18 protein-coding genes are annotated in these 26,212 nt (G+C 71.4%); 10 read left to right on the plus strand and 8 right to left on the minus strand.

Translation table 11 applies throughout. From position 1 onward, the window contains the following. The first annotated feature begins 108 nt into the window (after window positions 1-108). On the plus strand, window positions 109-1,389 hold the full coding sequence (locus IE311_RS04375) for an MFS transporter (RefSeq protein WP_268257171.1): 1,281 nt from the start codon (window positions 109-111) through the stop codon (window positions 1,387-1,389). A 732-nt stretch (window positions 1,390-2,121) separates the two neighbouring features. Further along, entirely contained in the window at window positions 2,122-2,793 is a 672-nt protein-coding gene (locus IE311_RS04380) for a CPBP family intramembrane glutamic endopeptidase (RefSeq protein WP_229901719.1), read from the plus strand. Window positions 2,794-2,837: 44 nt separating this feature from the next. Here IE311_RS04380 and IE311_RS04385 read toward each other — a convergent pair whose 3' ends face one another. Further along, window positions 2,838-4,685, minus strand: a complete 1,848-nt coding sequence (locus IE311_RS04385; RefSeq protein ID WP_229901720.1) for an alpha/beta hydrolase — start codon at window positions 4,683-4,685, stop codon at window positions 2,838-2,840. Between the two features lie 235 nt (window positions 4,686-4,920). Between IE311_RS04385 and IE311_RS04390 the strand changes: the two genes are divergently transcribed. Beyond that, window positions 4,921-6,420, plus strand: a complete 1,500-nt coding sequence (locus tag IE311_RS04390; protein WP_189830182.1) for a DHA2 family efflux MFS transporter permease subunit — start codon at window positions 4,921-4,923, stop codon at window positions 6,418-6,420. A 103-nt stretch (window positions 6,421-6,523) separates the two neighbouring features. Here IE311_RS04390 and IE311_RS04395 read toward each other — a convergent pair whose 3' ends face one another. Together IE311_RS04395 and IE311_RS04400 are read right to left on the minus strand one after the other, a co-directional pair. Further along, on the minus strand, window positions 6,524-8,032 hold the full coding sequence (locus IE311_RS04395; RefSeq protein ID WP_189830183.1) for a DUF4246 domain-containing protein: 1,509 nt from the start codon (window positions 8,030-8,032) through the stop codon (window positions 6,524-6,526). A 151-nt stretch (window positions 8,033-8,183) separates the two neighbouring features. Continuing rightward, window positions 8,184-11,477 (minus strand): LamG-like jellyroll fold domain-containing protein, encoded by a 3,294-nt coding sequence (locus IE311_RS04400; RefSeq protein WP_189830184.1) that lies wholly within the window; start codon window positions 11,475-11,477, stop codon window positions 8,184-8,186. A 589-nt stretch (window positions 11,478-12,066) separates the two neighbouring features. On the opposite strand from IE311_RS04400, the gene IE311_RS04405 reads away from it, so the two are divergent. The 6 genes from IE311_RS04405 to IE311_RS04430 all read left to right on the plus strand — a co-directional run bounded on the left by IE311_RS04405 (window position 12,067) and on the right by IE311_RS04430 (window position 19,823). Further along, window positions 12,067-13,152 (plus strand): ABC transporter substrate-binding protein, encoded by a 1,086-nt coding sequence (locus IE311_RS04405; protein WP_189830185.1) that lies wholly within the window; start codon window positions 12,067-12,069, stop codon window positions 13,150-13,152. Window positions 13,153-13,587: 435 nt separating this feature from the next. After that, a complete protein-coding gene (locus IE311_RS04410) occupies window positions 13,588-15,327 on the plus strand; it encodes a sugar ABC transporter ATP-binding protein (protein WP_189830186.1) in 1,740 nt (579 codons plus the stop codon). After that, window positions 15,324-16,298 (plus strand): ABC transporter permease, encoded by a 975-nt coding sequence (locus tag IE311_RS04415; protein WP_189830187.1) that lies wholly within the window; start codon window positions 15,324-15,326, stop codon window positions 16,296-16,298. The genes IE311_RS04410 and IE311_RS04415 overlap by 4 nt, the downstream gene beginning before the upstream one ends. Further along, window positions 16,295-17,347, plus strand: a complete 1,053-nt coding sequence (locus tag IE311_RS04420) for an ABC transporter permease (protein WP_189830188.1) — start codon at window positions 16,295-16,297, stop codon at window positions 17,345-17,347. Before IE311_RS04415 ends, IE311_RS04420 begins: the two co-directional genes overlap by 4 nt. Before the next feature lie 126 nt (window positions 17,348-17,473). Beyond that, entirely contained in the window at window positions 17,474-18,529 is a 1,056-nt protein-coding gene (locus IE311_RS04425; protein ID WP_189830189.1) for a LacI family DNA-binding transcriptional regulator, read from the plus strand. Window positions 18,530-18,734: 205 nt separating this feature from the next. Continuing rightward, window positions 18,735-19,823: an aldose epimerase family protein gene (locus IE311_RS04430; protein ID WP_189830190.1), complete on the plus strand. Its 1,089-nt coding sequence runs from the start codon at window positions 18,735-18,737 to the stop codon at window positions 19,821-19,823. A gap of 129 nt (window positions 19,824-19,952) precedes the next feature. Here the strand turns inward: IE311_RS04430 and IE311_RS04435 are convergent, their stop codons facing one another. The 5 genes from IE311_RS04435 to IE311_RS04455 form a co-directional block, all read right to left on the minus strand. Further along, window positions 19,953-20,129 (minus strand): CsbD family protein, encoded by a 177-nt coding sequence (locus IE311_RS04435; RefSeq protein ID WP_189830191.1) that lies wholly within the window; start codon window positions 20,127-20,129, stop codon window positions 19,953-19,955. Between the two features lie 189 nt (window positions 20,130-20,318). Continuing rightward, window positions 20,319-20,579 (minus strand): WhiB family transcriptional regulator, encoded by a 261-nt coding sequence (locus IE311_RS04440; RefSeq protein ID WP_189830192.1) that lies wholly within the window; start codon window positions 20,577-20,579, stop codon window positions 20,319-20,321. Between the two features lie 292 nt (window positions 20,580-20,871). After that, window positions 20,872-22,149 (minus strand): extracellular solute-binding protein, encoded by a 1,278-nt coding sequence (locus IE311_RS04445; protein WP_189830193.1) that lies wholly within the window; start codon window positions 22,147-22,149, stop codon window positions 20,872-20,874. Window positions 22,150-22,357: 208 nt separating this feature from the next. Next, window positions 22,358-23,935, minus strand: a complete 1,578-nt coding sequence (locus IE311_RS04450) for a glycerol-3-phosphate dehydrogenase/oxidase (protein WP_189830194.1) — start codon at window positions 23,933-23,935, stop codon at window positions 22,358-22,360. Beyond that, the gene (locus IE311_RS04455; RefSeq protein WP_189830195.1) at window positions 23,932-24,531 is read right to left on the minus strand and encodes a TetR/AcrR family transcriptional regulator; all 600 of its coding nucleotides are present in this window, start codon (window positions 24,529-24,531) and stop codon (window positions 23,932-23,934) included. Before IE311_RS04455 ends, IE311_RS04450 begins: the two co-directional genes overlap by 4 nt. Window positions 24,532-24,606: 75 nt before the next feature. On the opposite strand from IE311_RS04455, the gene IE311_RS04460 reads away from it, so the two are divergent. Then, window positions 24,607-26,202 (plus strand): FAD-binding oxidoreductase, encoded by a 1,596-nt coding sequence (locus tag IE311_RS04460; RefSeq protein ID WP_189830196.1) that lies wholly within the window; start codon window positions 24,607-24,609, stop codon window positions 26,200-26,202. Window positions 26,203-26,212 lie beyond the last annotated feature (10 nt).

The following is a 26,212-nucleotide window of genomic DNA, read 5'->3' on the forward strand; positions in this document are numbered from 1 at the left end:
CCTGGTTTCCAGGACGATGAACTTGTACGATCCAGCCCGAACTCGCGGCCACCACACGTAATCTGTGGCGCGCTCAGAAATCCCTCGTGCTATCGAAGTCCGGAGGCCGTGCTGGAGTCCGCCACGCCAACTGCCGCGCAGTCCGCGACAGCACCCGGCCAACGCCCGCACCGGAACTTCCGGTTGCTGCTCATCGGCGAGACCACCAGCAAACTGGGCACCAGTGTGACGTCCGTCCTGCTGCCGCTCGTCGCCGTCACCACCCTCCACGCCTCGCCCTTCATGATGGGCGTGCTCACCGCCGCGCCGTGGCTGCCGTGGCTGGTCGTCGGCCTGCCCGCCGGCGCCTGGGTCGACCGACTCGCACCGCGCCCGTTGATGCTCGTGTGCAACGCCGTCTCCGCGACGGTGCTCGCGAGCGTCCCGGTCACCTGGTGGCTGGGAACCCTGACCATGGCGCACCTGCTCGGGGCCGCCCTCGCCTCCGGCACCGCCGCCGTCTTCTTCTCCACCGCCTACTCGGCCTACCTGCCCCGCCTGGTCGCCACCGACGACCTGATGACCCGCAACGCGCAGCTGCAGGCCGGCGACCAGGCCGCCAGGGTGGCGGGTCCCGGACTCGGCGGGCTGACCGCCCAGACCCTCGGTGGAGTGCCGGGCCTGCTGCTCGACGCGGCGTCCTTCCTGGTGTCGTCGATCTGCCTCACGGCCATCCGCCCCGAAGGGCCCCGCCCCGCCCCGGCGCCCCGGCGGCGACTCAGCCGCGAGATGGCCGACGGCCTGCGCTTCGTCGTCGGCGATCCCTGGGTCCGGGCCGTCACCGCCTTCGGCGCCGCGGTGAACCTGGCGATGGCGGGCTTCCAGGCCGTCCAGATCGTCTTCCTCGTGCGGACCGTCGGCGTCGGCTCCGACACGCTCGGGTGGCTCGTTTCCTGCGGAGGTCTCGGCGGGGTGCTCGGCGGCCTCGTGGCCGGCCGCCTCGCCCGGGGTCTGGGTACGGCGCGTGCGCTGCTCGTCATCCAGTTCACCGCCTCGCCCTTCGGCCTGCTCGCCGCACTCGCCGGTCCCGGACCGCGGCTGGCGTTCTTCGTGCTCGGCACCTCGGTCATGCTCGCCGGGGTCGTGGCCTGCAACGTCATCCTCGTCAGCTTCCGGCAGACGTACTGCCCGGCGGAGCTGCTGGGGCGTGTCACCGCGACCACGCTGTTCCTCAACTTCAGCACCGTCCCGCTCGGCGCCCTCCTGGGCGGCTCCCTCGCCTCCCTCCTCGGCGCCCGGACCACGATGTGGGTGGTCACCGCCGCACTGCTGGCCGCCGGTGGCTTCCTGCTCGTGGGGCCGCTGCGCGGCCTCCGCGATCTGCCGGGTGCACCCGCCGCCGAGGACTGAGAATTCCGGCCACAATGCGGTGGGGCCGGAAAGGCCTCGACAAGGATCGGAATCCGAATCCGGTGGCTCTCCTTGGCCGGAATAGATCGGTCCTATGGTGTCGATTTCACGGCAGATCTGTAGGCGCTGAACCGGCGGGTCTACGCCGGGGCGTCCCGCTTCGGAGTGACGGCGGAGCGGGAGCTCATTGCCCAGTTGCGCGGAGCCAAGCCGAATACTCGCCAAAAAGAAGTTATCCGGGGCGCACATGCGGAGCTGACGGGTCCACCGGGCGGGACGTGCGCGGAGGAGCGACCCTCGAAGGGGCCCGGTAGCGTGGGCCGAGGGGAGGCGGAGAGGAAACCTCGGGAGAGAGACGGGGAAGGTCGATGCCATCCACCCCGGTCGTACACCGATCCACCCCGGTAGTACACCGTCACACCTCGGCTTCCACGGACCGGGAGTCCGGGTTCCGGGAGGGACACCGGTGGACGGACGACCACGCCTCTCGGCGGGACCGGCGGGACCGGCGGGGCCGGCGGCTTCGGCAGGATCCCCGGGACCGGCGTAACCACGGTCGACAGGCCTCGCATGTCCCGCCGCGTCCCCGATGACGCCGGGCGCGGCGAGTCCGGCCGGGACGACGCCGGGCGCGGCGACGCCGGGAGGGACGATGCCGGGCGGCGTGGCACGGCGAGCGGCCTCCGCCCGGGATCACACCCCTGGCCACGGAGGATCGGTACCTGGCCGGCCGTGGCCGTCACGGTGCTCGTTCTCGTCGCCGCCAATCTGGCCATGCACCAAGGGACGGGCCCGGCCGGCCCGGTGACGGCCGTCGTCGCCGGCTCCCTGCTCCTGGGTGTCCTCCGATGGGCCGGTGGTACATGGGCGGACGCGGGCCTGGCGCCCGGCACATTCGCCCGCGGTTCCCGCTGGGCGCTGGCCCTGATCGGCGTGGTCGGCGCCGTGTACCTGGTGGGCGCCCTGCTGCCGGCGACCCGTCCGCTCTTCGAGGACCGGCGGTACGCCGGGATGAGCGGCGGCGAGCTGATCGTGCGTGTCCTCGTACTGGTCCCCGTCGGCACGGTGCTCCTGGAGGAGATCGCCTTCCGCGGCGTCCTCTACGGTCTGGTGCGCCGCGCTCGCGGGACGGTGTGGGCGACAGCCGTGTCGAGTGTGCTGTTCGGCCTGTGGCACGTACTGCCGTCGCTGCACCTGGCGACCGCCAAACCCGCCTTGACCACGGTGTTCGGCGACTCCGCCTGGGGTGCCCGGCTGGCGGTCCTGGGGGCTGTGCTCTTCACCGCGGCAGCGGGCGTGCTGTTCTGCGAGCTGCGTCGGCGCAGCGGGAGCCTGCTCGCTCCCATGGGCCTGCACTGGGCGGTCAACGCGCTCGGCTATCTCGCCGGGTTCCTGCTGCGCTGACCGCGCCGCGCCACCGCGGGGTGCGTCGGTCGAGCGGGCCGGGCTCAGCCGTCCTGCCGGACGATGTCCTTCAGCCGGTCCAGGTCCGCCGCCGTGAACCCGGCGGGCCGCATGATGTCGTACCACCCGTCGACGTACGCCACCTTGTACCTGTGGCCGTGGCCGTCGGGGACTCCCGTGGAGAAGGGCAGATCGGCGGTGACCTGCCAGAAGGTCACGAAGGGGATCCAGACCATCGCCTCGAGCACGTCGTCGCCGGGCGCCTCGCCGATCCAGTCGGGTTCGGAGAGGAGGAGGTCCGGGCTCCACCAGACGATCGGATCGGAGGGGTGCATGAGGTAGAGCACCCTCGTGCCGTCCCACGGCCGGTCCGCCGGGGTCGTCCCGGTGGCGGGGTCGTCGGTGAACCGGACGGTCCGCCCGTCCTTGTAGACGGGTTCGATCTCGGGGCTTCCCGGGTCGCGGTCATCGCTGAACTCACGGAACAGCGTGTTGAAGTTGGGCGGCCCCGCGAACAGGGTGCCGGCCGTGCGGTTGCGCAGGTCTGCCTCGCCGCTGAAGGCCGTCTCACCACCGAACGACCCCAGGCTCTCACCCGCCACGAAGAGCCGCGGCCGCTTGTCCTGGGGCAGCTTGGACCAGGTGTCGTACACCGCGTCGAAGAGGTCGCGCCCGGCCTCACGCGCCTTGGACTGGTCGACGAGGTAGGACAGCCACGACGGCAGATACGAGTACTGCATCGCCACGGTGGCCGAGTCGCCGTTGCCCAGGTACTCGAACGAGTCGACCGCGGCGGGATCGACCCAGCCGCTTCCCGTCGTCGTCATGACCAGGAGGTTCTCGCGCTCGAAACCGCCGGCCCGGCGGAGGTCGGCGACGGCCCGCGCCGCCCGGGCCTCCGTGTCGTCGGCGGTCGCGAGACCCGCGTACGCCCGGATGGGCTCCTGGGCCGTGCGGCGGGTGAACGCGCCGATCTCCTGGGCCGACGGTCCGCTGCCGGTGAAGGCCCGGCCCTCCCTGCCCAGGGAGTCCCAGGGCACGACGGACCCGGGCCCGCCCGAGCGCAGCGGGGACGTCGGCTGGTGCACACCTTCCGGCGTGTGCGTGTCGCGCAGGGAGAACGTCTCGTTGGCCGCGTTCACGAGGCCTTCCAGCAGGAGCCCGGTGAACACCGACCACGCGAGCCCCGTCACCAGCAGCCAGCCGACCACCCGCGTCGCCCGCGGGCCGATCCAGCGGCCGAGGAGTCGGGTCGTCCAGCGGTACAGACGCCGCAGTCCCCGTCCGGTCAGCAGCAGGAGCCAGAAGACGAGGGCGGCGACGAAGGGGCACGCGACGGTCGCGAGGGCGTCGTACTCGGTGACCCCCATGAGCATGCGGATCCGATGCTGCCAGTACTGCCCGAGCCCGAACGAGAGCCCGAAGAGCACGATCGTGCCGGTGAGCAGGATGAGCCACGACCTGCGCGAGGGACTCCGGGCATCCCGGTCGACGAAGGCGCGCCAGATGTACGCGGCGACCACTCCGAGCCCGTAGCCGATGGCCGCGCCGATGCCGCAGACGAGTCCCTGGAGCACCCCGCCGCGGGGGAGGAGGGACGGAGTGAAGGAGAGACACGCGAGGAGGAGCGCACCCCAGCAGCCGGGCAGGGTGAGGTGGGGAAGCCAACGGGGCCTGCCGTCCGCGTCGGTGCCGCCGGTCCGGCCCGCGTCGGTGTCGCCGGTCCGGTCCGTCTCGCTGCCGCCGGTCCGGTCCTGGCCACTGCCACCGGGCCGATCCGTGTCTGTGCCACCGGGTCGGTCCGCGTCGGTGTCGTCGGGCCGGTCCCCCCGGCTGTCGTCCTCGCGCGGTGGGGGCCCCTCCGACGGAGAAACGGGCGGGTCGTGTGGCATGGCGTCCTCCGGGGACAAGGATCCCAAGGCTCGGCCGACTCCGCCATTCCGGGGCGGCGCCCACCCGAACGCCGTCGGTCCCGGGTCTCCACCCTCCGTTCCGGGTCTCCAAATTCGTTTGAGTTCGGCCGACGGCACCGTCAGGATCTGCAGCACCGATGAGTTCTTCCCGGCGCCCCGGTCCGTCACTGTGACCTGCCCACGTGCGGAGGACACTCACATGACGGAAGGCGCCATGCTCGCACCACACACAACGCCCACCCTCTCGCCCGCCCGCGTCACCACCGTGCTGCGAATTCTCGTGCTGTCCACGTTCGTCGTCCTGCTCAACGAGACGATCATGGTCAACGCGATCCCGCGGCTGATGCGCGAGTTCGAGGTCACCGCGGCGGCCGCGGGGTGGCTGTCCACGGCCTTCATGCTCACCATGGCCGTCGTCATCCCGGTGACGGGCTGGTTCCTGCAGCGCGTGACGACCCGGACCGCCTTCGGCCTGGCCATGGCACTGTTCCTGGCCGGTACGACGCTGGCCGCGGCCGCGCCCGCCTTCCCCGTACTGCTGGCCGCCCGGGTCATCCAGGCCGGCGGCACCGCGGTCATGATGCCGCTGCTCATGACGACGCTGATGACCCTCGTGCCCCCGCAGGACCGCGGCCGGGTCATGGGCAACATCACCCTCGTCATCTCCGTCGCACCCGCCCTCGGCCCCGCGGCCTCCGGTGTGCTGCTGCAGCTGGGGTCATGGCGGCTGCTGTTCCTGGCCGTGCTGCCCATCGCGGGAGCCATGGCCGTACTGGGCCGGCGCAAGCTGGTCGACATCGGCGAGCCGCAGGCCGGACCGATCGACTGGCTGTCCGTCCCTCTGGCGGCCGTGGGCTTCGGAGCCCTGGTCTACGGCCTGAGCGGGCTCGGCGCGGAGAACTCCGCCCAGGCCCTCCTGCCCCCGCCGGCCGTGACGCTGGCCGGTGCCGTCCTGGTCGGCCTGTTCGTCTGGCGACAGCTGGCACTGCAGCGCTCGTCCACACCCCTGCTGGACCTGCGCGCCCTGACGTTCCGCCACTTCTCCGTGGCGCTCGCCCTGATGTGCCTGTCGTTCATGGCCCTCATGGGCGCGTTCATCCTGCTGCCGATCTATCTGCAGGAGGTGTGCGGTCTGTCCTCGCTGCAGACCGGGCTGCTCCTCATCCCCGGTGGTCTGACCATGGGTCTGCTGGGGCCCCAGGTCGGCAAGCTCTACGACAAGCTCGGCGCACCGCGCCTGGTCGTACCCGGAGCCGCGGTCACGGCGCTGTGCCTCGCGCTGTTCGCCTTCACGGGCGAGGAGACCTCGCCGTGGCTGGTGCTCGCCCTTCATGTGGCCCTGAGCGCCGGCATGGCGTTCGTGTTCACCCCCGTCTTCACGTCCGGCCTGTCCGTACTGCCGCCTCATCTCTACCCGCACGGCTCCGCCATCCTCGGCTCGCTCCAGCAGGTCGCGGCCGCCGCCGGAACCGCCCTGGTGATCAGCGTCATGTCGGGCCACGCCGCCACGGCGGCCGCCGACGGCGCCGACGCCACCGGCGCCCTGGCCACGGGCATCCGATGGGGATTCGGTATCGGGGCCGTGATCGGGGCCGTGGCCGTACTGGTCGCCCTGCTGGTCCGTACCCCGCCCGTCCCGCCGCAGCAGGCCGAGGTGGAGCCCCAGGCCGAGGACGGCACCGCGACGAGCAAGGCGGCCCACACGCCCACCTGAGGCCCCGGCCGATCCGCCCGGTGCGTACCGGTCGGATGGGGGCGCGGTGCGACCGCGCCCCCATCCGCCTGTCGGTGCGAGGTGCCCGGGCCAGGCCGAGACGTCAGTGCTCGCAGAGGGAGAATTCCCGTTCGTAGAGCTGCTCGTTGTGCTCGTCGACGAAGAACTTGCGTTCCCGCATGAGTTCCTCACGGTACGCCTTCGCCTGTTCGAGTGTCATCGTCGAGGTCTCGGACCACGGCTGCTGCGGTGGCACATCGGAGGTCGAGACGATCCTCTCCGACGGGTCGACCAGGAAGAACGCGAGAATCTTGCGGTGTCCCGGGCGGGTCGCGTCCGTGAGGCGGAACGAGCCGACGCGGTGCTGCAGGATGTTCGGGAACGCCAGACAGCGGCCCGCCGGCGTCGACGCCGATCCCAGGACCTGGTTCAGCGCGTCCTCGTCCTCCAGGCCGTAGACCTCGCGGAGACCGTTGTCGTCGTTCTGCTCGTAGTTCGGGTCGTCGAGTGCCGTCCGGAAACTCAGGCTGCTCTCCGTGATGTTCTCGCTGTCCCAGTAGTAGATGCCGGTCGAGACGATCCGCTCGTTGACCATCCCCTCCACGTGCCAGGAACCGCCGGCGTACTCGGGCTTGTCCGGGGTGAGCCGAATCGTGGCGAGTTTGACGATGACCTGGAGGCGACGACCGCGCAGGTCGACCCGGTCGGACACGTCGGGCGACTCGGGCCGGGTGAAGTCCGGGGCGTCCGGGACGACCGGGCGTCGGTTCTCCCACCAGTCGTCCTGGGCCACTTCCCACGCACGGAGGGCCTCCGCGCGGGCCTCGCTGTCACTGAAGGAGGATTCGTCCGGATACTCCGGTTCCGAGTCGTACCACCCGTAGGGATCGGCCTTGATGCGCAACGGCCGCGGATGGCGCAGATCGGTGAGCACGTTCTCGAACAGCGGACGCATACGGGCGAACAGGTCCGGCAGGACGGACGCCAGTTCATGGTGCTTCTCGGGGTGGACGTTGTTCACGTACGAATGGAAGGTGGCATCGCCGTCCTCGCCGAGCGAGACATCCGTGGGCAGCCACTGGAACTTCTCGGAGAACTCGTATGCCGAGTACCGGTCCGTCGGGTTCTGCCAGGCCCGCTCGGGCGCGCCGCTCGCCTCTCTCACCAGGCAGAACAGTGAGGGATGCACCAGATCCAGTACCTGGCCGTCGGATCCGGGATGCCAGTCCAGTTCCGCTTCGGGGACCTGTTCCAGAACCTGGACCGCCTCGCGCAGCCGGGACGCGAGCTTGTCGTCGACCAGCGTGTCCGCCTGCCACACCCCGTCCACGGCGGACACCTCGACACCGGTGCGGGCGTCCCGCAGTCCGGCGTAGTGCTCCAGTTCGGCGAGGACGTGGCGGACCTGCGCCTCGGTGAGGCCCTGGGCGACCGCCTCCCGCGTCCACCTGGCGACGATGCCGGCGTCGTTCATCTTCTCGAACCAGCCCGGCTTCGCCCGAATGGTCGCGCTGCATCGCATCATCTGAAGCTCCCTCAGCGTCCGGGGTGTCGCGAACGACAGGGAACGGGATGCCTGAAAGGGCAGCGGGAAAGCAGACAGGCCGGTCAATTCTCTTGGTCCTCCCGGTCGGGGTGCGGTGGCGGGAAGGATACGTCAGCGGACTGACACCGCTGCCGTGGTCCCCGTCGTCGGCGGCCCGGGAGCCGGAGATCCCGGGGGCCGCGCGGGAGCTCCCGCGCGGCCCCCGGGCCCCTTCCTGCTACGGCTTCTCAGCCGTGTGCAGCGCGGCCACCTCCTCGGAGGACAGCGCCTTGTCGAAGGCGCGCACCTGGTCGATCGAGCCGTTCCAGAAGTCGACGTTCCCGCCGCCCCACTTCGCACGGCCGATGGCGAGCGGACCGGTGCTCACGTCCGCCGGACCCGGGACCGCCGTGGCGACCAGGGTGCCGTCGACGTACAGCCGGATCTCGTTCTTCGCGGTGTCCCGGACTCCCACCAGGTGGTACCAGCGCCCGAGTTCGGGCGTCAGGGCATGGCGGGCACGGTTGCCGCCCGGGGTGCTGAAGGCGAAGGCGCCCTGGCCGTACTGCAGGTAGAAGGGGTTCTCCTGGCGCCGGCCGTCCTGGCTGACCACGGTCGCGTAGTTGCCCGGCAGGGAGTCCAGCGTCGTCCATGCCGACACGGAGTAGCTCGTGGTGGTGTCGACGACGGGGCCGTCGGTCTGGGCGAAGTGGCCCTGTCCGTCGAACTTCAGCGCACCGCCCCCGACGCCGGTGGTCCAGCCGGTCCCTTCGTTGAGGGTGAGTGTCCGGTTGCCGGGGCCGGAGTCACGGGCGGTCGTGCCGGAGCCCTCGTCGAGCGACCAGGAGGCGCCGCCCCGGATCGGACCGCGCTGCCCGGCCGCCGCGCCGGCCGCGACGACCTTCAGGTTGATCGCGCGGACCCGGGCCGGGTCGACCTTGATCTCCCGGCGGTCGTACGTGTAGAGGCCGTTGAGCTCGTTCTCCAGGTCGGAGATCTGGGTGTAGACGGATCCGGACAGCTCCGCGCCCGCCGCCTCCAGGTAGAACTTCTCGGTGTTCTCCACGTACTTGCGGGTCAGCGCCTCCTTGTCGGCCACCCCGCTGTAGATCACCGTCGGGGCGCCCGGCCACATGTGGCCCGGGACGCGCAGGGTGAAACCGCCGTGCTCGCCGTCCAGTGCCGCCCGGTGGTCCGGGTAGGCGGGGTCGGTGTTGTTGTAGTCGTGGTGGTCGATGATGTCGCCCTTGCCGGAGTCACCCTTCGAGTTGCAGCAGTTGACCCCGCTGTGGGCGTTGACGATGCGGGTCGGGTCGGCAGCCTTGACCGACTCGGCGATCCGGCCGGTCTCCTCGCGGTCCCACTCGCCCCAGCCCTCGTTGAAGACCGTCCAGCCGATGACGGACGGGGAGTCGTGGTGCTGCCGCATCATCTCGCGGCCCTGGTCCACGAACGCCCGGTGGCCGGCGTCGTCCTTGAGGTCGCCCGAGACGAAGTCCTGCCAGACGAGGAGTCCCAGCCGGTCGGCGTGGTAGAACCAGCGGTCCGACTCCACCTTGATGTGCTTGCGCACGGCGTTGAACCCGAGCTTCTTGTGCGCTTCCAGGTCGAAGGACAGCGCCTTGTCGCTCGGCTGGGTGTAGAGACCGTCCGGCCAGAAGCCCTGGTCCAGCGTGGCCAGCGAGAAGATCGGCTTCCCGTTGAGCACCAGCTTCTGGAAGCCGCCGACCTTCTCGATCGCGATCTTCCGCATGCCGAAGTAGCTGTCGACGCGGTCGGTCGACCTGCCGTCCGTGAGTCGTACCTCCAGGTCGTAGAGATACGGGTCGTCCGGGCTCCACAGGCGCGGCTTCGCGACCGGGAGGCGCAGCGTGCCGGCGGCGGGTCCGGAGACCCGGCCGACGACCTTGCCGCGGGCGTCACGGGCGACGGCCTCCACGCGTGCCCCGGACGAGGCTCGGGCGGACGCGACCTTCACGGCCAGGGTGCCGGTGTCGATGTCGGGGGTCGTGACGACGTCGTCGATGGCCACGGGTGCGACGGGCTCCATCCACACCGTCTGCCAGATGCCCGACGACTGGGTGTAGAAGATGCCGCCCGGGTTGGTGGACTGCTTGCCCGTCGGCTGGTTCGGGCCGCCGGTGTCGGTGACCGCGACGACCACCTCCTGCGGGCCCTTCGCCTTCAGGGCGTCGGTGACGTCGGCGCTGAAGGCGTTGTAGCCGCCGGTGTGCTCGGCCACGCGCGTGCCGTTGACCCAGACGGTGGCCCGGTAGTCGACGGCGCCGAAGTTGAGCACCAGCCGGTTGTCCTTGCCGGCCTTCCCCACCTTCCAGTCCTTGGGCACGTCCACCAGGCGGCGGTAGAACATGTGGTCCTCGTGCCGCTCGATCCCGGACAGCTGGGACTCCACGGGGAAGGGCACCACGATCTTCTCGTCGAGGTCCTTGCCGAAGACCGGCTGTTCACCGGCGTCCGCGCCCGCGAACTGCCAGGGGCCGTTGAGGTTCTTCCACCGGTCGCGCACCTGCTGCGGGCGCGGGTACTCCGGCAGCGGGTTCTTCCGGTCCAGCTTGTCGCCCCACTCCGTGGTGAGCCGGTGCGTGGAGGAGTTGGCGGCCGAGCGGAGGATCCGCGGGACGGTCTCGTCCCCGTTCTTCAGCCCGCCGGCGCCGTCGTAGTCGACCCGTACCTGCTGGTCCTTCTGGACGGCCTCGGTCAGCTCGACGACCGCGGTGTTCGGATCGTCCTGGGCGGCGGTGACGGACCGGATCGGCATGGGGGTGGTGTCCGCCGTGACCGTGAGGTGCTCGGCGACCGACGCGAGGCCGGACACCGGGTGCTCGAACCGCAGGCGCAGTTGCCGCCCGCTCGCCGGGACCGTCGGCTCCACCGGATAGACCTGGAAGTCACCGGGCGGGGTGAAGGCCGACTCGGGGACCAGCTGCTTGGGCAGGGTCGGGGTCGACCAGCGCAGGAACATGTTGGCCCCGCCGACGTCCTGGAACATCTCCAGCCGGAAGTCGTGCTTCTCGCCCGCCGTGAGCCGGAGCGGGGCACTGGTCTGCTCGCGGTCCCAGTCCGGCACCCAGTGGTCGATGACCGGTTTGCCGTCGATGAACAGCCGGAAGCCGTTGTCCCCGATGCCGTAGAAGGTGTAGTCGCCGGTGGCGGGTGCCTCGATCCGGCCGGTCCAGCGGGCGGTGGTGTGCTCGGTCCGTCCGGTCAGCGACTCGAAGGTGCCGGTGAGGCCGGAGAAGTCGATCCGCGGTTCGAGGGAGGTGCCGCCCAGCCGGTCGAAGTCCCGTGCGCCGGGCGCCGACATGCTGAAGTACTCGCCCTTGAGGCCGTGGACCTCGATCGCCGCGTCCCGGGCGGACGCGGACGCCGAGACGGGGGAGGTGGTGGAGGAGGGGATGCCGTACGGCTGTGCGGCCGAGGCGGTCGGGGGCAGGGCGCCGACGGACAGCGCCAGGGCGGCGGTCAGCAGCGCCCACATTCCGGTTCGGGGGCGGGTGTTTCTTGGTGTCATCGAATCGTTCCTCTTGGAGAGGGGATCGGAGCGGGACCCGGGGAGCACGCATCGGCGGAACTGCCCCTGCGAGGTGCGGTGTCCACCTCGGGGGTACGGGCGCCCGTTGGTTGCCGCACAGTCGCGTCGGCGGGCGGCGGCCGGCGCCGCACAGCCCGCTCGGACATCGCCACAGCGATGCCGAGAGGGGCGGACGGCAGTCATTCCAACGTTGGAAAACTGTGCGCAGCGGAATGACAGCACGCGCCGCGGTGGCTGTCCAGACCCCGCGCACCCTTGATCCCGACGGGCCGTCAACTCGATCACGCCGGCGGCGGATTCGATTCGGGCACGCATTCCGGAAACGTTGTCACGGACCCTTGCCGAGCTCGCCGAAGCGCGGTTATAACGTTGTAAAGCCGCAGCCGCCGACTCGTCGGAAGGCTGGTCCCATCCTGTATCCGCCCAGTTCACGGGGTTGATCGAGGCTGAACCAGGCTGTGCACCAAGGGCCTGCCGACTCATCGTGGCAGGTCGGCTCCGCTTTCCCGTCCCGAGAGACCGCACGCCACTCGGCGGCGCTGTCCCCCCGCCAAGGAGTGTCCTCCCCATGAGCCTTCCGCAGAGATCCCGCATGCTCTCCGTCGCCTGCGTCGTCGCCGCCACCGCCGCGCTCGCCCTCTCCGGCTGTGCCAAGTCGGAAACCACGGACAACGCGGGTGGCGACAGCACCCAGGGCGCCCAGACCGTCCAGACGCCCACCGCGTCCGCCGGCCCGGGCTGCACGCTCACCACCTACGGCGCGCCGAAGCTCGACCTCAAGAGCGCGGTCGTCGGCTTCTCCCAGTCGGAGAAGGAGGCCAACCCGTTCCGCATCGCCGAGACGCAGTCCATCAAGGACGAGGCCGCCAGGATCGGCGTCAAGAAGCTCCTGACCACCAACGCCCAGTCGCAGCTGTCCAAGCAGATCAGCGACATCCAGGACATGCTCGCCCAGGGCGCGCAGTTCCTCATCGTCGCCCCGCTCAACTCCGACGGTCTGGAGCCCGCGTTCCAGGCCGCGGCCGCCAAGAAGGTCCCCGTCCTCACCATCGACCGCAAGGTCAACGCCACGGCCTGCAAGGACTATCTGGCCTTCCTCGGCTCCGACTTCGTCGAGCAGGGCAAGCGTGCGGCCGACGCGATGATCAAGGCCACCGGAGGCAAGGGCAAGGTCGCCATCCTGCTCGGCTCCTCCGGCAACAGCGTCACCACGGACCGCACCAAGGGCTTCGTCGACCAGGTCAAGGCCGCGGCGCCCGGCCTGGAGATCGTCGCGCAGCAGACCGGCGAGTTCGCCCGCGACAAGGGCCAGCAGGTGATGGAGCAGCTGATCCAGTCCAAGCCCGACATCACGGCCGTCTACGCCGAGAACGACGAGATGGCGCTCGGCGCCGTCACCGCGCTCAAGGCGGCCGGCAAGGCCCCGGGCAAGGACGTCAAGATCGTGTCGATCGACGGTACCCGCAACGCCGTACAGGCCCTGTCCAACGGTGAGTTGAACGCCGTCATCGAGTCCAACCCGCGCTTCGGTCCGCTGGCCTTCGCCACCGCGGCGAAGTTCTATGCCGGGGAGAGCATCCCCGAGGACGTCATCATCGCGGACCGGGCGTACGACCCGGCCAACGCCAAGGCGTCCATCGGGGGCGCGTACTGACCCTCGACCCGCGCGGACCGACGCCCGACCCACGGGGGCGGGCGTCGGCCGACCGGGCCGGCGGCCACGATCGCCTGACGCCTGACGCCTGGACGGTGGACGGCTCGGCCGGTCGACCGGTCCGCGGCGCCGGGTTGCCCGACCGGGCGGGCGCCGCGCTCCCTGTGTTCCATCGGCCCGGGAACCCTCCCGACCGCGCGGGGCCGTCACCGGCCTCCCCGCTCACGGCGGCCCCGCGCGCGTGCGACGCCTCCCGGGGCGCCACCTTCCGGCCACCCGACACCCGGACACCCGGCTCCCGCAGTCGGCCCCCGGCCACCCGGCCACCCGGCCCCCCCGTGACGTCCCTGGCCACCCGGCCCCGCGGCCGTACTCCTCCCATCCCCTTCCAGTCCCTCCCTCCAGTCCCTCCCTCGGAAGGCAAAGGCCACGTTCATGGCACCCCCCGAAGCGGCGCCCTTCGAAGCGGCGCCCCCCGAAGCCGCGACGCCCGCGACGAGCGGCGCCCCGTCCTCGGCCGCGCCGACGGTGCTCGAGGCGCACGGCGTCGGGAAGCGTTTTCCCGGCGTGGTCGCCCTCGACGACGTCTCGTTCAGCCTGCGCGCCGGTGAGGTCCACGCGCTCGTCGGCGAGAACGGCGCCGGCAAGTCCACCCTGATCAAGGCGCTCACCGGCGTGCACCGCCCGGACAGCGGCGAACTGCTGCTGTCGGGACGGCCGGTGCGGTTCGCCCGCCCCTCCGAGGCGCAGGCCGCCGGAATCTCCACGATCTACCAGGAGGTGAACCTGGTCCCGTTGATGAGCGTGGCCCGGAACATCTTCCTCGGCCGTGAGCCCAGGAACCGCTTCGGGCTCATCGACTTCCCACGGATGCACGCCGAAGCGGCGGCACTCCTCGGCGGCTTCGGCGTGACCGTCGATCCGCGGCGGCCCCTGGACTCCCTCGGCATCGGCACCCAGCAGATGGTCGCCCTCGCGCGGGCCGTCTCCGTCGAGGCCCATGTCGTGGTGATGGACGAGCCCACCTCGTCCCTGGAACCGCGTGAGGTCGAGACGCTCTTCCGGATCATCGACGACCTCCGGCGGCGTGACATCGCCGTCGTGTACGTGAGTCACCGCATGGACGAGCTCTACCGGATCTGCGACCGGGTCACCGTGCTCCGCGACGGCCGGCACATCCACACCGGACCGATCGGCGGCCTCGACCGCATGAGGCTGGTGTCCATGATGCTGGGCCGGGAGATCTCCGAAGTGCGCAGGCACGGCATGACGAGCTTCGGCTCCGAGGGTCACGACGTCGCCCGCAAGCCCGTCCTCACCGCCACCGGTCTGGCACGCCGCCACCAGCTGGACGACGTCTCGCTGGAGCTCCACCCCGGCGAGGTGCTCGGCCTCGGCGGACTGCTCGGCTCCGGCCGCAGCGAGACCGCCAAGGCACTGGCCGGCGCCCTGGCGCTGGACGCGGGCCAGGTCCGCGTCGACGGCGCGCCTCTGGGCCGGTTCTCCTCCGCCGGCGCCATCCGCGCCGGGATCAGCCTGCTGCCCGAGGACCGCAAGGCCGAGGGCATCGTCCCCGGCCTGTCGGTCCGCGAGAACATCGTCCTCGCCGCCCTTCCCCGGCTCTCCCGTCTGGGCATCGTCTCCCGAGCGCGGCAGGACCGCGTCGTCGACATCTTCATGAAGCGACTGCGGATCAAGGCGTCGAGCCCCGAGCAGAAGGTCGGCGAACTGTCCGGAGGCAACCAGCAGAAGGTCCTGCTGGCGCGCTGGCTCTGCCTCGAACCGAAGGTCCTCCTCCTCGACGAACCCACCCGCGGCATCGACGTCGGGGCCAAGGCCGAGGTGCAGGCACTCATCGACGAGCTGGCCCAGGAGGGCCTCGCGGTCCTGCTGATCTCCTCCGACATCGAGGAGCTCGTCGAGGGCTCCGACCGGATCGTCGTCCTCCGGAGCGGCGGCACCGTGGGGGAACTCGTCGGCGAGAACGTGTCCGAGGACGCCCTGCTCGCGGCCCTGGCCGACCACACAACCCCTACCCAGGACAGCCCGAATCCCGCTGACACGACGACCGGCGCGCCCGTACCGGCGGCGGAGCCGTCCGCGGCCGGCTCCGCGCCGGCGCAGGCGTCGCCCCCGGCCGATCCCGCACCGGCCGCCGAGGAGGACCCCCGATGACCACCCAAGCCACCGCGACACCCGTCCGCGGCACCGGGACCCGGCGGAACACCGCCGCGTGGCTCCAGGAATACGGCGTCTACGCCGCCGTGGCCGCGCTGCTGCTCTTCAACGCCTTCTTCACCGAGTACTTCCTCACCGCCGACAACCTCCGCACCCAGCTGATCCAGGTCGCCCCGATCGTCATCGTGGCGCTCGGCATGGCCCTGGTGATCGGGACCGAGGGCGTCGACCTGTCCGTGGGCTCCGCGATGGCGCTCGCCGCGGCGCTGCTGCCGCTCTACCTCGGCTACGGCCTCGTGCCCGCCCTGCTCGTCGCCCTGCTCGCCGGAGCCGTCGTCGGCCTCGTCAACGGCGCCCTGGTCTCGGTCGTGGGACTGCAACCCATCGTCGCGACCCTGGCCCTGTTCGTCGGCGGGCGCGGCTTCGCGCTCGTGCTGGCCGACGGGCAGCTCAAGCAGATCGTCAATCCCGACCTGCTGGCCCTGGGAACCGGCAGCCTGCTGGGCATCCCGCTGGTCGTCCTGATCGCCGGGGTCCTGGCCCTCGCCGTCGCCTTCCTCGTCCACCGCACCACCTTCGGGCGCCAGGTCGTCGCCATCGGCGGCAACCGCAGGGCCGCCGCCCTCGCCGGTCTGCCCGTGAAGCGGGTGCTCACCGGGGTGTACGTGCTCTGCGGCGTCCTCGCCGCGCTCGCCGGCGTCCTCGCCACCTCGCGTCTCACCGCGAGCGACCCGTCGTCCCTCGGCACCCTGATGGAACTGTCCGCCATCACCGCCGTCGTGGTGGGCGGCACCCCGCTGAGCGGCGGATCCGTCCGTGTGCTCGGCACCGTGGCGGGCGCCCTCCTCATGCAGCTGCTGCGCGCCACCCTGGTCAAGCACGACCTGCCCGACTCCACCGCCCAGATCGCCCAGGCGGCCATCATCATCGCCGCCGTCTACGTCGCACGGGAGCGCCGATCCCGATGAACCCCACCCCGTCCCTCACCGCCCCGGCGACCGGCGTCAAGGGCTCCGCGCCCGGCGGCACGGCCGGATCGGACCGCCCCGCGAGCGGACTCAGCGCGGCCGAACGCGTGCTCTCCCTGGTCCAGCGTCAGGGCGTCCTGGCCGTCCTTCTCCTCGTCGTGGTCATCGCCTCCTTCGCGTATCCGACCTTCGCCGGCCTGGACAACGCCCGAGGGGTGCTGATCCAGGCGTCGTTCCTCGCCATCGTGGCGCTCGGCATGACCCTGGTGATCATCACCGGTGGCATCGACCTGTCCGTCGGCTCCGTCTTCGCCCTCGGCGGCGTCCTCGCCGCCTGGGCCTCGCAATGGGGCCTGCTCCCGGCGCTGCTGGTGCCGCTCGTGGTCTGCGGGGCCATCGGCACACTGAACGGCCTGCTCATCGCCCGCGCGGGCATGGCACCCTTCATCGTCACCCTGGCCTCACTGCTCGGCGCGCGCGGACTGCTGCTCGCCTTCACCGACGAAGGCGCGACGACCTACCTGGTGCCGAAGGGTTCGGCCTTCGCCGAGCTGGGCCAGGGCAGCATCGGAGGGTTCGGCCACCCGATCCTCGTCGCTCTCGTCCTCCTCGGGATCGGCGGCCTGGTGCTGCAACGCACGTCCTTCGGCCAGACGCTGTTCGCCGTCGGCGGCAGCGGCGACGCCGCGACCCTCATGGGGCTGCCCGTCGCCCGCGCCAAGGTGACGGTGTACCTGCTGAGCGGGCTGCTGGCGGGCTTCGCGGGGGCGCTCAACGCCGCCCGGCTCTCCTCCGGCGTCACCATCATCGGCACCGGCATGGAACTCGACGCCATCGCCGCCGTCGTCATCGGCGGAACGCTGCTGGTCGGAGGCGCCGGCTCGATCAGCGGCACGCTCTGGGGCGTCCTGCTGCTCGCCGTCATCCAGAACCTGATCAACCAGATCGGCTCGCTGAACTCCTCCTACCAGTCGGTGGTCAGTGGAGGATTCCTGATCCTGGTCGTCGTGGCACAGCGGTACGTTTCACGCAGCAGAAGGACGCTCTGACGCCGGAACCACCCCAACCGGCCCCCGTCACCCGGGACCCGGAGCGCGCCCGAGCCCCAGGGCACGGGCCCGCACCGGTCCGGTCCGCCGGAGGCCGACCGATCAGAGCCGAACCAGAGGAGTTCCGTGGGCGTCAGCCTCAAGGACGTCGCGCAGCGGGCCGGCGTGTCGATCAAGACCGTGTCCAACGTGGTCAACAACTATCCGCACGTCACCCCCCAGATGCGCGCCAAGGTACAGCAGGCCATCGACGAGCTCGGCTACCGTCCGAATCTCACCGCCCGCCACCTGCGCAAGGGCCGCACCGGCATCATCGCCTTCGCCGTTCCCGAACTGGGCAACCCCTACTTCGCCGAACTCGCCGGAGCCGTCATCGACGCCGCCGCCCAGCACGACTACACGGTGCTCGTCGACCACACCGCGGGACTGCGCGAGCGCGAGCTGCTGGTGTGCCAGGAGTTCCGCTCCCATGTCATCGACGGGCTGATCCTCAGCCCCATCCACCTGGAGAACGACGACCTTCTCGCCCGGCAGGAGACCTCGCCGCTCGTCCTGCTCGGCGAGCGCGAGTACGAGGCACCGTACGACCAGATCGCCATCGACAACGTGGCCGCCGCCCGCAGCGCCGTCCGGCATCTGCTGGACATCGGCCGGCGGCGCATCGCCTTCCTCGGCTCGCGCACCGGCCGCGAACGCCAGCCCGCCCATCTGCGCCTGCGGGGCTGGCGCGAGGAGCTCACCGCGGCCGGTGTCCAACCCGACGAGGCCCTGGTCGTCGCCACCGACGGATACGGCCGGGGCGACGGCGCCGCCGCCATGGCGGCCCTTCTCGACCGGGGCACCGTCCCGGACGCGGTCTTCGCCTACAACGACCTCATCGCCCTCGGTGCCCTGCGCACCCTCACCGAACGCGGCCTGCGGGTCCCCGAGGACGTCGCCGTCGTGGGTTTCGACGACATCGAGGAGAGCCGATACGGTGCGATCAGCCTGACCACGGTCGCCCCGGACAAGCAGGCCATCGCCCGGCACGCCGTCGACCGGCTGGTGGAACGCCTCACCGGCGGCGCCGTGTCCGAGCCGCGCCGCATCAGGCCCGGATACCGGCTCGTCGTGCGGGAGTCGACGGGGCGAGCGGAACCGGCCGATCCGGCGGAGCGGCGGGAGCCGGAAGCCGGCGGCTGACCCTCGGCGGACGTCCCCCCCATCACCGGCTTCCACGCCCCGCGGAGGGCGCCCCGCTCTCGCCTCCGCCAAGGGCATCCGCCTCCCGCCACGGGCATCCGTGCCCCGCGGGGGACCGCCCCCGCCCCGCGTCACCCGGCATCAGCGCCCGTGCCGTGCCCCCCACCCCTTCCGCAGCCTCCCCTCCCCGTGACGAGGACACCCCATGCCCCGACCCACCGTCCGCAACCGGCCGTTCGGCACCACTCCGACCGGGGAGGAGGTCACCCTGTGGCGACTCGAATCCCCCTCCGGCGCCTACGCGGAGATCCTCACGTACGGCGGCATCCTGCACGCCCTCGGCGTCCCCGACGCCACCGGACGCATCGGAAACGTGGTCCTGTCCCTGCCCTCGATCGACCAGTACGCGGAGAAGAGCCCGTACCTGGGAGCACTGATCGGCCGGTACGCCAACCGCATCGCGCACGGGCGCTTCACGCTCGACGGCAGGGAGCACACGATTCCGGTCAACGACCGGGGCCACGCCCTGCACGGCGGCCCCGAGGGCTTCGACGCGCGGGTGTGGGAGGCGACAGCGCACACCGACGGCGACACGGCGGTGCTCCGGCTCCGTCTGCTCAGCCCGGACGGCGACATGGGATTCCCGGGAACGCTCGACGTCACGGCCGTCTACTCGCTGGACGCCCACGGCACCCTGGCCCTCGACTGCACGGCGACCACGGACCGCCCGACCGTCGTCAGCCTCAGCAACCACGCGTACTTCAATCTGGCGGCGGACGGGGGAGACGTCCTCGACCACACGCTTCAGGTCGACGGCGACGGCTATCTGCCGGTCGATCCGGAAGGCATTCCGCTCGGACCGGCCGCGGCCGTGAAGGGAACTCCTTTCGACCTCACCGCACCCCGGCGCCTGAGTCTCGGCGTGCGGGCCGACGACGACGAGATCCGCGCCGCCGGCGGCTACGACCACTGCTGGGTGCTGTCCCGCGGCGAGACCGGAGAGCCGCGTCGGGCGGCCCGCCTGACCTCGGGGGACGGCGACAGGGTGATGGAGGTGTGGACGACCGCTCCCGGCCTGCAGGTCTACACGGCCAACCAGCTCGACGGCACGCTCAGCGACCCGGCCGGCCGGCCCCTGCGCCGCCACGGCGCGGTGTGCCTGGAAACGCAGCACCTTCCCGACGCTCCCAACCGTCCCGAGTACCCGAGCCCGGTGCTGCGCCCCGGCGAGACGGGCCGCCGCCGCACGGAGTTCCGGTTCCCCCGGCCGGAGGCTCCGGACTCCGTGCGCTGACGCCCCTCACCGAGGGCTGTCCCAGGGGTGTCCGGCGGTACACCTCGGCCTCAGGGCCGGTCGCCCCGGACACGGTCGCGGGAGCAGGGTCCACCCCCTCGGGGGCGGACCCTGCTCGCGGCGATCGGTTCAGCGTTCGTCGCGCTTGGCGCGGAGGGCGTCCTTGGTGTCGGACACGGCTTCCTTCGCCTTGCCCTTCGCCTGGTCCATCCGTCCCTCGGCCTTCATCCGGTCGTCGCCGGTCATCTTGCCGACCGCTTCCTTCGCCTTGCCCTTGATCTTGTCCGTGTGGCCCTTGTCAGCCATGACCTGTCCTTCTGGGGTGGGGAAATCAGTGACGATGACAACCTAGGACGGATACGGGCATTCCGCCCGTCGAGCCTCTTGGGTCGCGAGACCGCGAGACCGCGAGACCGCGAGACCGCGAGACCACGAGACCGCGAGGTCGCGAGCCGCAGGCATCGACACCTCGCCTCAGTGGTTCGGCGGAGATGCTCAGTTCGCCCTCTGGGCCCGGCGGCGCGTCCTCCGCTTCAGCGACTGCCGCTCGTCCTCGCGCAGTCCTCCCCACACCCCCGTCACCTGACGGGAGTCGTCCATGGCCCAGCGCAGGCATTCCTCGCGCACGGGGCAGCCCCGGCAGATCTCCTTGGCCTCCTCGGCCTGGATCAGCGCCGGGGCGCCGGATCCCACGGGGAAGAAGAGGTCGGGGTCGACTTCCTGGCAGGCCGCCTGTGCACGCCAGCTGTCCAGCATCGGGTTCCTCCTGTCGCGTTCCGGCGGGGACAGTGCGCCGCTGTCCGAGTGGCGCCGTACTTCCGCTCGTAACCCCGGACAGGGATTTCACGCCTCGACTTCGCGACGGGAAGCGAAGGAGCAGGGGTCCGCCTCCGCCGAAGGGAGTGCGGGGTGCCGCCCCGCGCACCTTGTGGGTGCTTCGAGGGCGACGGGACAGGCGTCCGGTCGACGCCGTGTGCCCGGTTGTCGCATCGGATCCGGAAACCCCGGGCTGTAGGGGCACGGTCCGACGGCTCGCCGGTCGGGCTCGCTAGTCCTGGCGGGCCGCGTCCTGGGCCTGCTGGGCGATCTGCTCCAGCACGATCTTCGGGTCGGCGGAGGGTGCGACCGCCTTGCCGATGTTCCGCTTGACGGTATTGCTGACCTGGAGCCAGGACGGGTTGTCCACCGGGTAGAGCTGGGCGGTGCGCAGGGCTATCAGGAACTGCTCGGCGCTGGGGTCCGCCGTCGCGTAGCGGGACGCCTGTGTGGCGGACACCGTCGACGGCAGCAGGTGGTATCGGCCGGCGAACTCGCTCAGGTTCTTGTCCTCGTAGACGAAGTTCAGGAACGAGCCCACCAGTTCGCGATTGCCGTCTCGCTTGAACGCCATCATCCAGTCGGCGACGCCCGCCGCCGGCGGTGTCTCCTCGTCGCCCAGGGTGTCCGAGACGGGCATCGGCAGGGTGCCGACCTTCACACCCTTCGCCCTGGCCTCGTGGAGGAGCGAGGGATAGCCGTTGAGCATGCCGACATCACCGCGCAGGAAGGCGGCGAAGGCGTCCTGCCGGTTGAGTTCGGCCGGCGGGACCGGGCCGGTCAGGGCCGGTACCACCAGGTTGTCCTTGATCCAGCGGAACGTCTCCGCGTTCTGCTCGGACGCGATGTCGTATCCGCCGCTTCTGTCGGTGTACCCGCCGCCGTTGCTCAGTTCCCAGATCAGGGCTTCGGCGTGGGCCTCCTCGGGGCCGAGTGGAAGGGCGTACGGGTAGAGCACACCCTCCTTCTTCAGCGCCTCGGCCGCGTCCTTCAGTTCCGACCAGGTCTTCGGCGGCTTCGCCCCGGCCTCGTCGAACAGCTCCTTGTTGTAGAAGAGCAGTCGACTGCTGGCCACGAAGGGCAGGCCGTAAAGGGTGCCGTCGACCGTCCCCGCGTCCGCGAGCGGCCGCAGGAAGTTGGCCTCCGCCCTGATCGACATCACCTCGCCGGCGGCGTAGAGGCGGCCCTCCGCGGCGAAGTCGGAGTACGCGCCCATCAGCGCCACGTCCGGGGCGTTGTTCTCCTGAACCATGCGGGTGACCTCGCGGTCGACGTCGGCCCAGGGAAAGAGTGTCACCTCGACCTTCTTGCCGGGATGGGCGGCGGCGAAAGCGGAGGTCAGCTTGTCCCAGTACGCCTTGGAGCCGGTCGTCGGGCCGGTGCCGTACTCGGGGACCACCAGGCGCAATGTCGTCGTGTCGCCCTCGGGCGATCCGCAGGCGGTGGCGAGGGAGCCGAGCAGTCCGAATGCGGCCACGGAGGCGGTCATGCCGAAGAGTCTTCGTCGCATGGATGTTTCCTCTTGATCTTTCGTTCGGTGCGTCCGGAATTCTCTCCTGGTCCGTGGCATATGACGCCACCTGTCGAACTGTTCTGGTCATAGATCCAAGGGGAAGGATTCCGAATGGTGCCTTCCGATATGCGGGTGCCTTTCCGGACGCGCGTAGAGGCGCGGGTGCCCGGCACCCGCGCCTCATCCGTGTCGACGACTCAGCACCTCACCGCACCGGGGCGGTACGCGCGAGGGCGTCCAGGGCCGCCCCTTCGGCCGCGGAGCGGTCTTCGGGGACCAGGCCGATGCGGGTGCGGCGGTCCAGGAGGTCGGAGGTGTCGAGGGCGCCTTCGTGGCGGACGGCCCACACCAGCTCGGCGCCCGTGACGGGGTGGCCGGCGACGACGGGCCGGGCGAGCGCGGGGTCCTCCAGCCCGAGCGCGTGAACGGCCGGTGCTTCGGAGCCGTAGCGGTGCAGGAGCCGGGGCGCCACGTCGAGCCCGGAGAGGACCTGGGGCCGTGCGGCACCGACGAGGGGTACGGAGGCGGTACGGCAGGGTCCGGCGGTCAGTCCGCTCGTGGCCACGGCGGCGTCGACGGCGTCCTGGGCCATGCGGCGATACGTGGTCAGCTTGCCGCCGACGACGGTGACGACGCCGGTGGGGGAGGTGAGCACGGCGTGCTTGCGCGAGATGTCGGCGGTGCGGCCCCCCGCGTCACGGGTGTCGAGCAGAGGCCGCAGGCCCGCGAAGGCCCCCACCACGTCGGCGCGCTGGACGGTGACGTCCAGCGCGGAGCCGAGCACGTCGAGGAGGAAGCCGATGTCGGTCTCGGGGACCTCCGGCACGTCGGGGATGTCGCCGTCGACGGGCTCGTCGGTGAGGCCGACGTACACGCGTCCGTCGCCCTGGGGCAGCACCAGGACGAAGCGGTTCGCCTCGCCGGGGATCGGGATGTGCAGGCCCGCGGAGAGCCGGCCGAGGTCCTCGGAGCGCAGGACGAGATGGGTGCCGCGCGAGGGCCGCAGACGGACGTCGTCGACGAGGCCGCCCGCCCAGACGCCGGTCGCGTTGATGATGGTGCGAGCGTGGATCCGCAGCTCCTGGCCGGTGGTCTCGTCGCGGACCAGGGCGCCGTCGCGGTGGAGTTCCAGGGCTCGGGTCCGGGTGAGGACACGGGCGCCGTGGGCCGCCGCGGTGCGGGCGATCGCGGTCACCAGCCGTGCGTCGTCGGAGAGCTTGCCGTCCCAGGAGAGCAGTCCGCCGCGCAGCCCGGTGGGCCGCAGGGCCGGGGCGAGATGCCGGGTCTCGACGGCGGACAGCGTGCGCGGCTGGGGGAGCGTGCCGCGCGAGGTGCGGGCGCCGACGCGCAGCAGGTCGCCCGCGAGGAAGCCGGCGCGGGCGAGGGCGGCCTGGCCGCGGCTCACGAGCGGGGTGAGGGGCAGGACGAAGGGCTGGGCGCGGACCAGGTGGGGGGCGGTGCGTTCCATGAGGATCCCGCGCTCGACCGCGCTCTCGTGGGCGACGTCGAGCTGCCCGGAGGCGAGGTAGCGCAGTCCGCCGTGGATCAGCTTGGAGCTCCAGCGGGAGGTGCCGAAGGCGAGGTCGTGGGCGTCGATCGCGGCGACGGTGAGGCCGCGGGTGGCCGCGTCGAGCGCCGCTCCGGCCCCGGTGGCACCGAGCCCGACGACCAGGACGTCGACCATGCCGTCGGCGCCGCCGTCGGCGAGTCGGCCCAGTTCGCGCAGGCGCCGCTCGGCGTTGAGCGAGGAACCGGGCAGGGCGGGGCTGCTCGTGGGGTTCATGGGGCGATGGTCCTCTCCAACAGGGTGCGCAGCTCGTCGAGGAAGGCGGCTTCGCTCAGTTCGGGATCGGTCTCGTCGGTCATGGTGCGCAGCGAGAGCGTGAAGGACTGGACGACGAGCAGCAGGGACCGGGCCTGGAGGTCCGGCCGGACGCGGCGTACGGAACCGTCCTCGTGGCCGTCCTCGAGTGCTGTGTGGAGCAGCCCGAGCAGGGCGTCCTGGCTGGCACCCCGGCGGTCGAGGATGTACGGCAGCAGCAGCTCGGGGTCGACGTCGACGATCTTGTGGAAGAGCGGGTGGGCCCGGAACGCCGCGGCTCCCGCGACGAGTCCCTCGACGATCCGTTCCCGTTCGGGCCGGTCGTCGTCGGACGGCGGCATGGCTCCGGCGGCGACCGCGATCCACTCACGGGTCATCAGGTCACCCACCAGGGTGCGCACGTCGGGCCAGCGCCGGTAGATCGTCATCCGGGACACGCCCGCGCGCCGGGCGATGTCGGTGAGGGTGGTGCGTCGTACGCCGACGGCGAGCACGCAGTCGCGTGCGGCGTCCAGCACGGGATCCGCGTCTTCATGGTTGTGACGAATGGGCGTCATCTGTCACAGTGTAATGCCAGCGTCGGCCCAGTGGCAGCGCCATCCGTGAAACAGACCGTAAGGAACCCTTTCGAAGTGGACATGTTGTGGAGCGGTTGGGGCGACCCGGCCAAGGCGGCACCCCTGCCCGACTCGGTGACCGGCCTGTTGCGTGACCTGCTCGGAGTCACCCCGCGCGAGAGCGGCCCGTCCGCCCTCACCGACATCGAACCGCCCGCCCCGGCGCTGACCGAAGAGGCCCGCACCGCGCTGCGGTCGGCCGTCGGCGCACCCGAGGGCCTGCGGGAGGACGCCGAGAGCCGTATCCGGCACACCCGCGGAAAGTCGACCCCCGACCTGCTGCGCATCCGCGCCGGCGAGGTCGACGACATCCCCGCGGCCGTGGTGCTCCCGGGCGACCACGACGAGGTCCTCGCCGTGCTCCGCGCCTGCGCCGACCACGCCGTCGCCGCTGTGCCCTTCGGCGGCGGCACCTCCGTCGTCGGCGGCCTCGCGCCCACCACGAAGCGGCCGTTCGTCGCGCTCGACCTGCGCAGGCTCGACCAGCTGCTCGCCGTCGACGAGGTGTCCCGCACCGCGACACTGCAGCCCGGTCTGCGCGGCCCGCAGGCCGAGGCGCTGCTCAACGAGAAGGGCTGGACCCTCGGGCACTTCCCGCAGTCCTTCGAATGGGCGACCGTCGGGGGCTTCGCCGCGGCCCGCTCCAGCGGCCAGGCGTCCGCCGGATACGGCCGCTTCGACGAGATGGTCCTCGGTCTGACGGTCGCCACCCCGGAAGGCACCCTGGAGACCGGCCGGGCCCCGCGCTCGGCGGCCGGACCCGACCTGCGCCAGCTGGTCCTGGGCTCCGAGGGAGCCCTGGGAGTGATCACCGCGGTGACCGTGCGCATCCGACCGCTCCCCGAGAAGCGGATCTACGAGGGCTGGCGCTTCGCCTCCTTCGAGGCCGGCACCGCGGCACTGCGCCGACTCGCCCAGGACGGGCCGCGGCCCACGGTGCTGCGCCTTTCCGACGAGTCGGAGACCTTCATCGGGCTCGCGCAGCCGGATGCCATCGGCAACGCCGAACTCCCGCAGAACCCGGGCTGCATGGCCATCGTCGGCTACGAGGGCACCGAGGAGGAGACGATGGCCCGCCGGGCCGTCGCCCGGGAGGTCCTGATCGCCTGCGACGGCGAGTACATCGGCGAGGAGCCCGGCGACCGGTGGGAGCACGGCCGGTACAATGCGCCCTACCTGCGTGACGCGCTGCTCGACGCCGGCGCGTTCGCCGAGACCCTGGAGACGGCGGCCTTCTGGTCGGCGATCCCCGGCCTCTACACGGCGGTGCGGGACGCCCTGACGAGCACTCTCACCGGGGCCGGCACCCCGCCGCTCGTCATGTGCCACATCTCGCACACCTACGAGAACGGCGCCTCCCTCTACTTCACCGTCGTCTCCGCGCAGGGCGAGGACGCCCTCGCGCACTGGGAACCGGTGAAGCGGGCGGCCAACGACGCGATCCTCGCGGCGGGCGGCACCATCAGCCACCACCACGGCGTCGGCACCGACCACCGGGACTGGTACGCACGAGAGATCGGCCCCCTCGGCATCCGTATGCTGCAGGCCGTCAAGGCCGAGGTCGACCCCTCCGGTGTGCTCAGCCCCGGAGTCCTCATCCCCGTCCGCTGAACCCTACTTC

It is taken from the genome of Streptomyces zaomyceticus, from assembly GCF_014656215.1.
In the GTDB taxonomy this organism is placed as follows: domain Bacteria; phylum Actinomycetota; class Actinomycetes; order Streptomycetales; family Streptomycetaceae; genus Streptomyces; species Streptomyces zaomyceticus.